The 14546-nt window shown below is 43.3% G+C and carries 11 protein-coding genes and 1 riboswitch; of the genes, 7 read left to right on the top strand and 4 right to left on the bottom strand.

Translation table 11 applies throughout. The features are described from left to right. The first annotated feature begins 84 nt into the window (after nt 1-84). Entirely contained in the window at nt 85-411 is a 327-nt protein-coding gene (trxA, locus tag H5185_RS06255) for a thioredoxin TrxA (protein ID WP_124017249.1), read from the top strand. A 221-nt stretch (nt 412-632) separates the two neighbouring features. Then, nucleotides 633-1895, top strand: a complete 1263-nt coding sequence (gene rho, locus H5185_RS06260; RefSeq protein ID WP_124017248.1) for a transcription termination factor Rho — start codon at nt 633-635, stop codon at nt 1893-1895. A gap of 199 nt (nt 1896-2094) precedes the next feature. On the opposite strand, the gene H5185_RS06265 is transcribed toward rho, so the two are convergent. The 4 genes from H5185_RS06265 to H5185_RS06280 all read right to left on the bottom strand — a co-directional run bounded on the left by H5185_RS06265 (nt 2095) and on the right by H5185_RS06280 (nt 6698). After that, nucleotides 2095-2820, bottom strand: coding sequence for a fumarate reductase iron-sulfur subunit (locus H5185_RS06265; protein WP_182698436.1), 726 nt, complete (start codon nt 2818-2820; stop codon nt 2095-2097). Nucleotide 2821: 1 nt separating this feature from the next. Then, nucleotides 2822-4816 (bottom strand): fumarate reductase flavoprotein subunit, encoded by a 1995-nt coding sequence (locus H5185_RS06270; protein ID WP_182741621.1) that lies wholly within the window; start codon nt 4814-4816, stop codon nt 2822-2824. Between the two features lie 9 nt (nt 4817-4825). Continuing rightward, entirely contained in the window at nt 4826-5569 is a 744-nt protein-coding gene (locus H5185_RS06275) for a fumarate reductase cytochrome b subunit (RefSeq protein WP_182741622.1), read from the bottom strand. A 235-nt stretch (nt 5570-5804) separates the two neighbouring features. After that, a complete protein-coding gene (locus H5185_RS06280) occupies nt 5805-6698 on the bottom strand; it encodes a LysR family transcriptional regulator (RefSeq protein ID WP_182741623.1) in 894 nt (297 codons plus the stop codon). A 191-nt stretch (nt 6699-6889) separates the two neighbouring features. Between H5185_RS06280 and H5185_RS06285 the strand changes: the two genes are divergently transcribed. From H5185_RS06285 to H5185_RS06305, 5 genes are all read left to right on the top strand, one after another. Then, entirely contained in the window at nt 6890-7912 is a 1023-nt protein-coding gene (locus H5185_RS06285; RefSeq protein WP_182741624.1) for a zinc-binding alcohol dehydrogenase family protein, read from the top strand. Nucleotides 7913-8083: 171 nt separating this feature from the next. Then, nucleotides 8084-8965: a 50S ribosomal protein L11 methyltransferase gene (gene prmA / locus H5185_RS06290; protein ID WP_124017242.1), complete on the top strand. Its 882-nt coding sequence runs from the start codon at nt 8084-8086 to the stop codon at nt 8963-8965. Between the two features lie 297 nt (nt 8966-9262). Further along, complete coding sequence (gene dusB, locus H5185_RS06295) at nt 9263-10225, top strand: tRNA dihydrouridine synthase DusB (RefSeq protein ID WP_124017241.1); 963 nt, start codon at nt 9263-9265, stop codon at nt 10223-10225. A 23-nt stretch (nt 10226-10248) separates the two neighbouring features. Then, nucleotides 10249-10554 (top strand): DNA-binding transcriptional regulator Fis, encoded by a 306-nt coding sequence (fis, locus tag H5185_RS06300; protein ID WP_011635942.1) that lies wholly within the window; start codon nt 10249-10251, stop codon nt 10552-10554. A gap of 568 nt (nt 10555-11122) precedes the next feature. Then, nucleotides 11123-11211: riboswitch (cyclic di-GMP riboswitch) on the top strand. Nucleotides 11212-11315: 104 nt separating this feature from the next. Further along, nucleotides 11316-13910, top strand: coding sequence for a glycosyl hydrolase family 18 protein (locus tag H5185_RS06305; protein WP_182741625.1), 2595 nt, complete (start codon nt 11316-11318; stop codon nt 13908-13910). Nucleotides 13911-14546: the final 636 nt, after the last annotated feature.

Here is a 14546-nt window from a genome sequence, read left to right on the forward strand (position 1 = left end):
GTCTCTTGAAAAGCTATTTAACTGACCCAATATACATGGTAAGCCATTAATAAACTAGCAATGGAACCAAATCTGGAGAACAACATGAGCGATAAAATTGTATACCTAAGCGATGACAGCTTTGAAAACGATGTAATAAAGTCTGAAACACCAGTATTAGTAGACTTCTGGGCTGAGTGGTGTGGTCCTTGTAAAATGATTGCTCCAATTCTCAACGACGTTGCTGAAGAATATGCAGGCAAACTGACCGTAGCAAAACTTAACGTTGACCAAAACAGCGTTTCACCAGCTAAATACGGCGTGCGTGGCATTCCAACATTGTTAATATTCAAAGCTGGCGAGTTGGTAGCAACCAAAGTGGGTGCATTATCAAAGACGCAACTAAAAGAATTCATTGACGCTAAAATCTAATCAGAAGTAGCTAAAAATGTTAAATGGCACAAGTTTTAAACAATTTGTGCCATTTTTAGTTTTTATTTAGTCTAAATTTCTGGACGGCCAACACATAAAGTGCTAATTTAATCATCAGATTTTTTCAATTAACCTCTTCTCGCTTATCAATCAAAAAATATCTTTTCAACCTTACTGATTGATTGCGGTAAGCTTCGTCGCGCAATACAAGACTCCCATACATGAATTTAACAGAATTAAAAGACACGCCAATTTCAGATCTAGTTTCGCTTGCTGAAAGTATGAATCTGGAAAACATGGCTCGTACCCGTAAACAAGATATCATCTTCTCTATTTTGAAAGCTCACGCTAAAAGCGGAGAAGACATTTTCGGTGGCGGTGTATTAGAAATCCTCCAAGATGGATTTGGATTTTTAAGAAGTTCAGATGGCTCATACCTTGCGGGTCCTGACGATATTTATGTTTCTCCAAGCCAGATCCGTCGCTTTAATATGCGAACCGGTGACAGCATTTTTGGTAAAATCAGACCGCCAAAAGAAGGCGAAAGATACTTCGCACTATTGAAAGTCAGTGAAGTTAACTTCGATAAACCAGAAAGCTCTCGTAATAAAATCCTATTTGAAAACTTAACCCCACTTCATGCTGAAGAACGTCTTCGTATGGAACGCGGTAATGGTTCTACTGAAGACATCACCTCGCGAATCCTTGATCTGTGTTCACCGATCGGTAAAGGTCAGCGTGGTTTGATTGTTGCGCCGCCTAAAGCGGGTAAAACATTATTACTTCAAAGCATTGCTCAAAGTATTACCTACAACAACCCAGATGTGGTGTTAATGGTATTACTGATTGACGAACGTCCTGAAGAAGTGACCGAAATGCAACGCATGGTTAAAGGTGAAGTGATTGCTTCTACCTTTGATGAACCAGCCAGCCGTCACGTTCAAGTAGCCGAAATGGTTATCGAGAAAGCAAAACGTCTTGTTGAGCATAAAAAAGACGTGGTGATTTTGTTAGACTCTATCACTCGTTTAGCTCGTGCATATAACACGGTTATCCCATCATCAGGTAAAGTGCTTACCGGTGGTGTCGATGCTAACGCACTGCATCGTCCAAAGCGTTTCTTTGGTGCAGCACGTAACATCGAACACGGTGGCAGCTTGACCATTATCGCTACCGCGCTTGTTGATACCGGCTCAAAAATGGATGAAGTGATTTACGAAGAGTTTAAAGGTACTGGTAACCAAGAGTTACACCTTTCTCGTAAAGCCGCTGAAAAACGCGTATTCCCAGCGATTGACTTCAACCGCTCTGGCACTCGTCGTGAAGAAAAACTAACGACACCGGAAGAACTTCAGAAGATGTGGATTTTACGTAAAATCTTACACCCAATGGATGAAGTTTCAGCAATGGAATTCTTAATCGATAAATTGGCGATGACCAAAACTAACGAAGAATTCTTCACTGCAATGAAGCGCGCTAAGTAATTTATTACCGACACGCACTATAATCGCAAAAATGCCGCTTATTTAGCGGCATTTTTTATGTCTCAATAACCTATGACTAAAGATCTTGATAAGACTCAGTCCTACTCTCCCGATCCGCAGCGATAAAAGTATTAGTCTCTAGGCTTTCGGGTTGCTATCGCCGGTTATCATTCTAGCGTTTATTAACGCTCTTCCCGCCTTAAACAGATGCCATTTTTCGACGTAAATAGGCAATTTGTTGCATATGCGGTAAATCTTTCGGGCAAGTATCTTGGCAACCTAATAATGTCATACAGCCAAAAACACCGTCTTGATTACCAATCACATGATAAAAATCATCTGCACTACGAGTATCACGACTGTCCAATTCAAAACGGGCAATTTTCATCATCCCCACAGCGCCAACAAAGGTTTCACGCATTTGTTTAGTGGCACAAGCTGAGACACACACACCACACTCTATACATCGCTCTAACTCATAAAGTTTGGTAGCTTCCTCTGGCGACATCGGTGTTTCAATTCGATGAATATCATTATCAGCTGTATTGGGATGCAACCACAGCGCTAAACGCTCAGATAATTGGCGCATAAATTTGCCCGTATTCACCGATAAATCGCCAATCAGCTCAAAGCCTGGTAATGGCATAAGCTTAATATGCCCATCAGGATAATTAGCGGTTAAGGTTCGACAAGCTAAAGTCGGTTTACCATTGATCACCATGGCACAACTGCCACAAATACCTGCACGGCAAACAAAGTCAAATTGCAGCGATGGGTCTTGAGTTTCACGTAATTGATTTAAGGCGATAAACACCGTCATTCCGGGTGTTTCAGTGAGGCTGTATCTGACCATTTTCGCTTTATCACCAGGCTCTTGTGGGTCATATCGAAAAATAGAGAAGGTTAACGTACGAGCTTGACTCATGTTACTTTACTCCCGTCGAAGCATTCGCTATGACATCAGTTAATCGCTGATTTTCAGGTTGATATTCTTCGGGTAACTCAAAAGGCATTAATGCCGCTTGCTTGACATGCCTATCGGTGTTTTCATCTAGACCAGCCAAAATAGCTTCAACCTGTTGCTGACGTTTTTGCGTATCAGGATGAGCAATAACATTATCAACACCATAACCGCGATACCCGGGCGGTAACTCCATTTGCATGACATCAATCGCTTCATAGTGTAGTTGTGGCCGAAAACTATCGGTATCTGGCCAACTGGTTAATGTCCGGTTTAACCAGTCTTTATCGTTACGTTGTGGAAAGTCTTCACGAGAATGGGCGCCACGACTTTCTGTGCGAGCATGGGCTCCACATGCAACGGTAAGCGCCACTTTCAGCATCCGTTTAATCCTTAACGCCTCAACTAATTCTGGGTTGGCATGACGTTTTTTGCACTTTAAGCCCAAATTTTTCGAACGTTTAAGTAGTTCAGACAATTGATTAACAGCCAGCTCAAGATCCGGCCCATTTCGAAAAATACCCACATAATCCATCATAATTTTTTGCATCACAGCTTTAAGCTTAAAGGGGTCTTCAGTACCTTCGCCGTCAATTAACTGATCTATTTCAGTTTGTAACTGCTGCGCAAACTGCGCAATTAATTCAGTATCAATCACCAAACTGTTTTGCTCGCCAAAATCAGCGACATATTTACCAATAATCATCCCGCCAACCACAGTTTCAGCCAAAGAATTACCGCCGAGCCGATTAAAGCCATGCATGTCCCAGCAAGCGGCTTCTCCAACACTAAACAATCCTGATAATTGCGGGCTTTCTCCATTCGCCTTAGTCCGAATGCCCCCCATAGAATAATGCTGAGTCGGCCTAACCGGGATCCACTCTTTTACCGGATCGATGCCCAGAAAGTTCTCACAAATTTCTTTCACTTCACGCAGATTCGTCTCGATGTGCTTTTGACCTAATAAGGTTATATCTAGCCATAAATGCGGCCCATAAGGACTATTGACCCCCTTACCTTTGCGGATATGCTCGGTCATTCTGCGAGAGACCACATCGCGAGAAGCTAGCTCTTTTTTATCGGGCTCATAATCAGGCATAAAGCGGTAACCGTCTTTATCGCGCAGTACACCACCGTCTCCTCGACAGCCTTCAGTGGTTAAAATCCCCACCGGTACGATAGCCGTAGGATGAAACTGTACCGCTTCCATATTGCCCAGCGTCGCGACGCCAGTCTCTAACGCCAACGCTTGGCCGATACCTTCACAAATCATGGCATTGGTCGACACAGCATAAATCCGTCCGTAACCACCAGTGGCAATGGTGGTCGATTTAGCGATATAAGCACGCAGTTCACCGCTAATTAAGCAGCGAGCAATCACCCCATGACAGCGCTTGCCGTCGTGGATAAGGGTTAATGCTTCCATGCGCTCGTGCACAGGAATACCTAACGAAATAGCCTTATTATCGACAGCGTACAACAAAGAATGACCGGTACCATCTGCGGTATAACAAGTGCGCCATTTTTGGGTGCCTCCAAAGTCACGCGCGTTAATTAATCCGTGAGCAGCCTCAGCCTCAGTAATAGTGACCTTTTTTGCGTTAACAATTACTTGTCTGTCGCCTTTAGTCACTCGAGTCCAGGGGACGCCCCACTGAGCCAACTCTCTTACCGCTTTAGGCGCGCAATGAGCAAACATTCGTGCCACGTTTTGATCGCAGCCCCAGTCAGAACCTTTTACCGTATCTTGAAAATGTATATCTTCATCGTCACCAACACCTTTAATGGTATTGGCTAAACTGGCTTGCATTCCACCTTGGGCAGCGACAGAGTGAGAACGTTTTGCAGGAATAAGCGATAAAACTAAGGTATCAAGTCCGCGCTCTTTTGATGCTATCGCGACTCTTAATCCTGCCAGCCCTGCGCCAACCACTAAGGTGTCGGTATAGATAATTTTCATGCGAATTCCTTATAAGGTCGACATATATGGCACTACGGGTAACGCTAACGAGTGGCCAATCAAAATATAAGTCAGCAAACTCGCCACTCCTAACACCATTAAATACGCTAACAACACCTTAGCAAATTTGAGCATGGCAAAACGTTGCTCAACCAAGCCCCATTTCACCACCACGCGATATAAACCAAATACGCCATGCACTGCAACGACCGGTAACAGCAGGATATATAACGCCCAAGCATTGAAGTGATACACCCGCTCAGCCGAAAGATGTGGGCCTATTTCAGGATGGGTTATCATGGTGAATAAATGCGTTGGTACGAGGAAGAACAATAAAAAACCCGTGATCATTTGCCAAAACCAAATTTTGGTATCTTCATGGGGTAAAAAACGCATTTGATTTCGTAAGGCGCGCCATTGGCCTAATTGCGTCGGAAAACGACGTAAGGCAAATACCGCATGGATCAGCACAACCAATAACATAAAGCAGGAAAAAATTTGGGTCACCAAAGGGTAGCCATGGCCAGTTTCACTAAATACTCCGCCCTCAAGAAACTGTGCCACTTGGTAGAAAGCTTCTTTGCCAAACAAGATACTCGACTCAAAATGCAAATGCAGCACCAGAAAGAGCCCCAGCAACACTCCAGATAGACTTTGTAGTTTATCCGCACGAGCAGCCCAAAGAGGGTGAGTAAAACCTTTATCGGTATTTACCGCACGTTCGGCTTTCCCTTGCAAAAAATTCGCAGCCATAAAGCATCATATCCTGTCAGGCACAATAACAAGTATTGACCATAGCAAGAGTTTTTCAATAGCGGCAATGAACAATCATCAAACCGTGATAATGTTCACCTACTAATCAGCGGGAGTTAGAAGCCGGTCACACAAACTAGAAAGTAAAATCTAAACAATACTGATAGTTAACTAAATATCGGCACGAGTGTTCGGTAGTTCAAACCTATCGAACGCTTTACCTAAAAAAGTAGCATTACGGTAATATTTGCTGGCAATGTTGGCGTAACTTATCGCGTAATAGCAACATGACCGGAGTGACATGCTCGCGACCAGGACAGATCAAGTTTAGCGCAACTGACTCACCAATATATTCGGTAAGTATCGGTACTAACTTGCCGGTTTTCAAATCATCAGCAACATCAAGAGCCACTTTAAATACAATTCCTTGGCCCGCAACAGCCCAGCGCCGGGTAATTTCTGCATCGTTACTGCTACGATTGCCACTAACACGAACTTTATATTGTTGCTGATCTCGATTAAACGACCATAAATCATGATCACGTTGGTCTAATTTAAAAATTAAACAGTTATGTTGACTTAACTGTGCCAAGGTTTCTGGCATGCCATGTTGCGCAATATAACCAGGCGAAGCACATAAAATACGTCGAGTATTACAAATCGTAAATGCCACTTGGTTAGAATCAGGCGGCTGACCATAACGCAAAGCAACATCAATTTTATCATGTAAGAAATGACTCAAATTGTCGCCAATATCTAACTTAATCGACAAATTAGGATAATCATTTAAAAAGCCATCTAACCATGGCAATAACACATTACGGCCAAAATCCGATGATACAGAAACGGTTAACTCGCCCGAAATAGTCCCTTTTTCACTCGCCAATGCTTGCTCACCTAACAGCAAGCTAGCTAATGCTTCACGACAATGAATAAGGTAACGCTCACCCTGCGCAGTTAACCGTAAGCTTCTAGTTGTACGAATAAACAGCACTGCATCTAATTGTTTCTCCAAGCGCTTTAATCCGGCACTCGCGGCGGCAGCTGAAATATCTAACTCAACTGCAGCGCCTGCAATGCAGCCACAATCAGCCACCCTAACAAACAAGCTTAAATCGTTAATTAACATCTGTCATCCCAGCGTAAATACTCAGTTATTTTGCTTGTGTCAGCCTCATCTTTACCAAAAATAATTTGGTAAAGATACAAATATTACCCTGTTAATTTTAACAATAAATTAGGCCATAATAACCAAAACCTAGCATTCGGCACGTACAAACTTAGCATCACTGACACTCTTCACTACTCCAAGGAGTCACCATGAAAGCGATTGGATACTATCAAGCAGGCAATATTGATGCGATAAATGCACTTCAAGACATCGAAATTGCAACGCCAGTGGCCACTGGGCATGATTTATTAATTGCGGTACAAGCCATAGCCGTTAACCCTGTAGATGCAAAAGTTCGTCAAGCAAGACAGCCTGCAGAAGGCCAGCCTAACATCATTGGTTATGATGCAGTGGGTACCGTCAAAGCCATTGGTGATCAGGTCAGTTTATTCAAAGTTGGCGATAAAGTATGGTATGCAGGTGACATTACTCGCCAAGGAAGCAACGCCGAATATCAGTTGGTTGACGAACGGATAGTGGGTCATAAACCGCAATCATTAACAGATGCACAAGCGGCAGCATTACCGTTAACCATCATTACCGCATGGGAAATTTTATTTGATCGCTTGGGCTTACCTAAAGATGGCAGCGCAACAGATGCGCGGATTATGATTATAGGTGCAGCCGGTGGTGTCGGGTCTATTTTAGTGCAATTGGCAGCTAAACTTACTGGCGCTAAAGTGATTGCTACAGCCTCTCGTCAGCAAAGCCGCGATTGGGTTCTGAGCTTAGGAGCCGATGTTGTGATCGACCACAGTAAACCCTTATCAACTGAGTTAAATAATGCCGGTTTTGATAACGTGACCCATGTTATCAGTTTAAATCACACCGACAGTCACTTTGACGAAATCGTCGCATCGCTTCAGCCACAGGGCAAAATAGCCTTAATTGACGATCCACTACAACCAATCGACATTATGAAGCTAAAACTAAAAAGCATTTCACTGCACTGGGAATTAATGTTTACCCGTAGCATGTTCGCTACCGACGATATGATTGCCCAACACCAGTTACTCAATGAAGTGAGCCAACTCATTGATGCCGGCACGATAAAAAGCACTCTGGGTGAACATTATGGTCACATCAATGCCGCTAACTTGACCCGTGCCCACCAGCAAATAGAAACTAACACGAGTGTCGGGAAAATAGTCCTGGAAGGATTTGTAGCTTAACGCGCTGCATGTTTTGCATCCAGCGCGTTTTTTAATCTAAACACGGCCGTGAAGGATCCCTCTTCACCGAGCTAATAACCAATAAACTCTCACCTAAACGAGCATCTTAAAATAACTTGGGTATAATAAGCGCCAATTTGATACTACTTTTACCACAGTTAGGAAAACCCCATGGCTTGGATCCAATTACGTATTCACACTCATCGCGATAATGCCGACATGCTTGGCGACTTATTAATGGATCAAGGCTCGCTTTCCATCACTTACGAAGATGGCCAAGATGAACCTATTTTTGAACCCAAGCTTGGTGAAACACCGCTGTGGCAAGACACTGTTATGATTGCATTATTTGATGCAGGCACAGACTTAGCGCCAACCATCGAGTTTTTAGAATCTATGCCATTTTTGGGTAAAGGTTTTACTCATAAAATTGAACAAGTCGAAGACAAAGACTGGATCCGCGAGTGGATGGACAGCTTTCACCCAATCCAATTTGGTCAACGCTTATGGATATGCCCAAGCTGGCGTGAAATTCCTGACCCGACCGCGGTTAACGTTATTCTCGATCCTGGTTTAGCCTTTGGTACTGGCACCCACCCTACTACGGCCTTGTGTTTAGAATGGTTAGACAGCCTAGATTTATCAAACCAAGAAGTTATCGACTTTGGTTGTGGTTCAGGCATTTTGGCCATTGCAGCAATTAAACTCGGAGCTAAGAAAGTCACGGGTGTTGATATTGACTATCAAGCTATTGACGCCTCAAAAGCCAATGCAGAACGGAACGATGTCGTCGATCAACTGGCGTTATACTTACCAGAAGATCAACCTGCCAACTTACAAGCAGACGTATTAGTCGCCAATATTCTTGCTGGCCCGTTAAAAGAACTCGCGCCATTGATAGCAGAAAAAGTACGTGTGGGCGGTAAACTGGCACTATCGGGTTTATTACAAGAACAAGCACAAGAAGTATCCGACTTTTACAGCCAATGGTTCGTCATGGATCCGGTTAGCAACAAAGAAGACTGGAGCCGCTTAACAGGGGTGCGTAAGTAGTCCACTCGCAAGCCTAAAATGCACTCAATTACGGGCTAAATTTTGAGCTAATTGAGTGCATCCATCCTAGTTTACAGGTTATTAACATTGTTTATTGACACTTGTATACAGGAAAAAGTCTCTCTGCAACTCGCACCAGTGCTCAAAAATAACCGAAATTTGCCATTTATTAGTCAAAGATGTGACGGCTAATAAAAGTCAAGCAAAAAAGTTGCATTTAGGTCATTTATTGACCTTTTCACAAGCGTAAAAAAGGGCTACTATAGCGCCCCTTTGGAGAGCAAGGTGAAGTTCGCAATGCAAATTGGCCCGTATCAACTGTCAAATCAGCTGATTGTGGCACCAATGGCAGGTGTCACCGATCAGGCCTTCCGAAATCTCTGCTTACGCTATGGCGCAGCTTTAGCCGTATCAGAAATGCTTTCATCTAATCCTGAGGTTTGGGATAGCGATAAAAGCCGCCAGCGCATGATGCATTCTGGTGAAGAAGGTATACGCTCCGTACAAATAGCAGGTGCAGACCCTGATTTAATGGCTAACGCTGCCAAGTTCAACGTTGAACAAGGTGCGCATATCATTGATATCAATATGGGTTGTCCAGCAAAGAAAGTGAATAAAAAGTTTGCGGGCTCAGCGCTAATGCAAAGCCCAAGCTTAGTAAAAGAGATTTTACAAGCCGTGGTTGCTGCAGTAGATGTGCCAGTAACGTTAAAGATCCGCACAGGTTGGGAGCCTGAACATCGTAATGGTGTTGAAATAGCCCAAATTGCTGAAGATTGTGGCATTGTCTCGCTCGCCGTTCACGGCCGAACCAGACAATGCATGTACAAAGGCTTTGCTGAGTACGACACCATTAAAGCAATTAAGCAGACTGTCTCAATTCCTGTTGTCGCCAACGGGGACATCGACACACCAGAGAAGGCCAAGTTTGTGCTTGACTACACTGGCGTTGACGCCCTGATGATTGGAAGAGGTGCACAAGGAAGGCCATGGATTTTTAAAGAAATCCTATATTACTTGGAAACAGGTAAAAAGTTAGCGCCAATTAAGGCAGAAGAGCAACGCACTGTGATGCTTGAACACCTTAATAAACTTTATGACTTATATGGCGAATACAAAGGTGTCCGATTTGCTAGAAAGCATGTCGGGTGGTACCTAAACCATGAGGAACAGCGCCAATTTCGTGCTGACTTCAATCGGCTTGAAACCGCTGCCCAGCAACATTCCCTCGTAGAATGTTATTTTGATGAATTAGTTTAGAATTTAATAAAGAGCAGAATAGAATGTTTGATCAGACAACTAACACAGAAGTTCACCAGCTTACCGTAGGCAAAATCGAAACAGCAAACGGCACTATCAAGCCGCAGTTATTACGTGACGCAGTAAAACGTGCCGTGACTAACTTCTTCTCTCAGTTAGACGGTCAGGAAGCTTCTGAAGTATATGAAATGGTATTGTGCGAAGTTGAAGCACCTTTACTAGACATCATCATGCAACACACTCGTGGCAACCAAACGCGCGCTGCTAATATGTTAGGTATCAACCGTGGTACTTTACGTAAGAAATTAAAGAAATACGGCATGAACTAAGACCTAGCGTCTAAGTGATTGTAATGAAACGGGCTTATCAGTAATGATAAGCCCGTTTTGCTTATATGTACCTTCATATGTACCCTGAGTAAATTCCTTACAAAGTAACGTAAATAAAAACTCATACTCCTGATCCACCCAAAATCAAAAACTCGCAACATCCTCAATAGCCTAATGAGTTCTCAATCATGATGAATGCATCGCTGATCTCAACCTTGATGAATTTCTTAATGAATTTGGACTAAGGCTAACGCTCTTTAATAGCCCAACCTTTTCAAATAAAATAAAACTCGCAGATGATAAAAAGTGGCAACAGTTGCTAGATGGTAACCCTAACACTTAATGTTTAACGCTTAAGTATTTTTCTTATTTTTTGACACCTTGATTTCAAACCAAAAAATACCCCATTAATTACAAAGCCTTAACTAAAAACAAACAGAATCATTTGATTTTAATCATTGTCAAAAAAACATCACATATAAAAATATTTATCTTAATCGGATTATTTCATTGCATTTTTATAAAAGTTAAGACTATGCTAATAAAACAAATGACAACGCTGTCACTTGTTTGAGAAAGGCAAACCAATTGAAAGATTGGGACGCAAAGCCTCCGGTCTAAGGGGAATTTAGTACCTATGATAGCGGGGACACCACAGGGATCCTTCTTCATGCATTTTTGACGCATGAGTTTTAGAAAGAACAGCTGTCCTGTTCGCGTTTTTTGCCTTATTGGTTTAAATAATTCAATAGGGAAGTCTCATGTTTAATACACGTATTTCAACATTAGCGTTGATTATTTCATCTTCGTTATCTGCACATGTTATCGCTGCCACTCCGGGTAAACCCACTATTGGTTGGGGTGAAACAAAATTTGCCATCATCGAGGTTGATCAAGCCGCAACAGCCTACAACCAATTAGTGAAAGTCAAAGATGCAGCGGATGTATCAGTTAACTGGAATCTTTGGAGTGGTGATGTTGGCACTGTGGCGAAAGTACTGCTTGATGGTAATGCGGTATGGGAAGGCCCTTCGAGTGCATCTGGTTCTGCAAGTTTCAAGGTACAGCAAGGTGGCCGCTATCAAATGCAAGTTCAGCTGTGTAACAGCGATGGTTGTACGGCGAGCGATGCCAAAGAAATCCTCGTGGCCGATACCGATGGCAGCCATTTAGCCCCGCTCAATGCTCCGCTAAAAGAAAACAACCGTCCATATACAAACAAGTCAGGCAAAGTGGTCGGCAGTTACTTTGTTGAATGGGGGGTATACGGCCGCAAATTTGCTGTCGATAAGATCCCTGCACAAAACTTAACTCATATTTTATATGGTTTTACCCCAATATGCGGCGGGGATGGTATCAACGATAGCTTGAAAGAAATCGACGGCAGTTTCCAAGCGCTGCAACGTGCCTGTAGTGGCCGTGCTGACTTTAAAGTCGCTATCCACGATCCTTGGGCGGCGGTCCAAATGCCTCAGGCTGGTGTGAGTGATTTTTCTGATCCTTATAAAGGTAATTTCGGCCAATTGATGGCACTTAAGCAAGCTTATCCTGATTTGAAAATTTTGCCTTCTGTTGGTGGCTGGACATTATCCGATCCATTCTATTTTCTAGGAGATAAAACCAAGCGTGATGTTTTTGTGGCATCAGTTAAAGAATTCTTACAAACGTGGAAATTTTTCGATGGTGTAGACATTGATTGGGAGTTCCCCGGGGGGAGCGGTGCAAACCCAAGTTTAGGCAATGCTAATGATGGCGAAACCTATGTCATTTTGATGCGGGAACTGCGAGCCATGTTAGATGAGTTAAGTGCTGAAACGGGACGAAGTTATGAACTGACCTCAGCCATTAGCGCTGGTGACGATAAAATTGCCAAAGTTGATTATCAAGCTGCCCAGCAATACATGGATTACATCTTTTTAATGAGCTACGACTTCAACGGCGGCTGGACCAATACCGAACTTGGCCATCAAACCAATTTGTATGAAGCCAGTTGGGATCCTGATACCCGCTACACCACAGACAAAGGGGTGAAAAACCTTTTAGCGCAAGGTGTTACGCCTGGTAAAATTGTGGTCGGTGCGGCTATGTATGGCCGTGGTTGGACTGGCGTTAATGGCTACACTGGCAATAATCCATTCACGGGTACGGCCACCGGTAAAGTAAAAGGCACATGGGAAGATGGCGTGGTGGATTATCGCCAGATCGTGAATGAGTACATGGGGAGCGGTTGGACTTATAACTACGATGAAACCGCCGAAGCACCGTCAGTGTTTAACCCAACGACAGGCGATTTGATTACCTTTGACGATCCTCGTTCGGTAAAAGCCAAAGGCCAATATGTGTTATCAAATCAACTTGGAGGACTATTCGCCTGGGAAATTGATGCTGATAATGGCGATATTCTTAATGCGATGCACGAAGGTCTTGGCCACGGTGAAGGCACTACGCCACCGGTGAATAAAGCCCCTATTGCCAATGCTGGAGCAGACATATCAGTAACTGGCCCTGCCGATGTAACTCTCAATGGCAATGGTTCACGTGATCCTGAAAATGGCGCCCTAACGTATCTTTGGACACAAGTATCCGGCCCAACGATAACTCTCGCTAACGCGGATATGGCCAATGTCATTATCCCATTAGAAGCCACTCTGACCGATGTCGTCTATGGTTTTAGCCTTCATGTAACGGATCCTCAAGGTGCATCGGCAACAGATTCAGTCCTTTTAACGAATAAGGCAGATGCGCCTAACCAAGCCCCAGTCGTGAGTGTGGCTGCGACAGCCATTGTCGAAGCCGGTAAGTCTGTCAGTATTGTAGCCAATGCCTCTGATGCCGATGGTGATGCACTCACTTACAACTGGACAGTGCCAGCAGATGTTTCTGCAACAGGACAAAATAGTGCCACGCTAGTCGTCACCGGTGCCAATGTCACAGAGTCGACTAGCTACTTATTAAGCGTGTTAGTTTCTGATGGTGCTTTAGATGCCAATGGCTCAACCACATTGACAGTCACACCTAAGGTAATCGGTGGGGGCTGTGATGCAACCGACCCTAATGCGGATCAATATCCTACTTGGCAAGCCAACGTGGTTTACAACACGGGTGATACCGTTAGCTACAGTAGTTTAGTTTGGAAAGCTAAGTACTGGACTCAAGGCAATAAGCCTTCCCGCACTGCGGATCAATGGCAGCTAATAAGTGAAGTTGAGTTAGGTTGGGATGCTACCATTGCCTATAGCGGTGGCGCTACGACCAGTTATAACGGCCGTCAATGGCAAGCCAGTTATTGGACCAAAGGTGATATTCCTGGTATGGCTGCTGTTTGGGTAGATATTGGTATAGCTAGCTGCCCATAAAAAGCTTACTTATTAACTACATGTAATCGAAATAAAGCTCTGCATTTTTGCAGAGCTTTTACAGTTTACGGCAGAAGTTCGTGCTGATAAATTTGAACACAAACTCGCTATTTCGCTTGCCTCTATGATGTGGCCTACTCCACATATTCCAGCATTTTCCTGGAGATTCGGACACCTAATCCTTTAGCATCAGAAAGTTCTATTGGTTTATAACGCCCGTAACGTTTTTTCGTAAAGCATAAATGTCTCAATGAATTCAACATGAACTAATAGCTCGTTCATAATTAATTGTAATGAAAAGGGCTTATCAGTAATGACAAGCCCTTTTTTGTTTTATTAATTTCATTCATAGTCAGTCACAAGATGATTACTGACTAACAAGCTAGACAGCTACACTAGATATGGTCGATATAATTATGACCAAACTATCCTCGATTATATTAAGTGAAAACATGTTTATAAAACCTTAATTTATCGACATGTAATGCGGCATTGATTCATTTATGTCGATGGCATCGACATCTTTAACCTTCATTTAAGACCATGCCCATATGTATATAAAGCGGCTAAATCTATACAGGTGCAGTGAAATAGGTATAAAAAATCCAATGTGATATACCTTTGCCGCAATGAAGA

It is taken from the genome of Shewanella sp. SG44-6 (genome assembly GCF_014164185.1).
GTDB lineage: Bacteria > Pseudomonadota > Gammaproteobacteria > Enterobacterales > Shewanellaceae > Shewanella > Shewanella vesiculosa.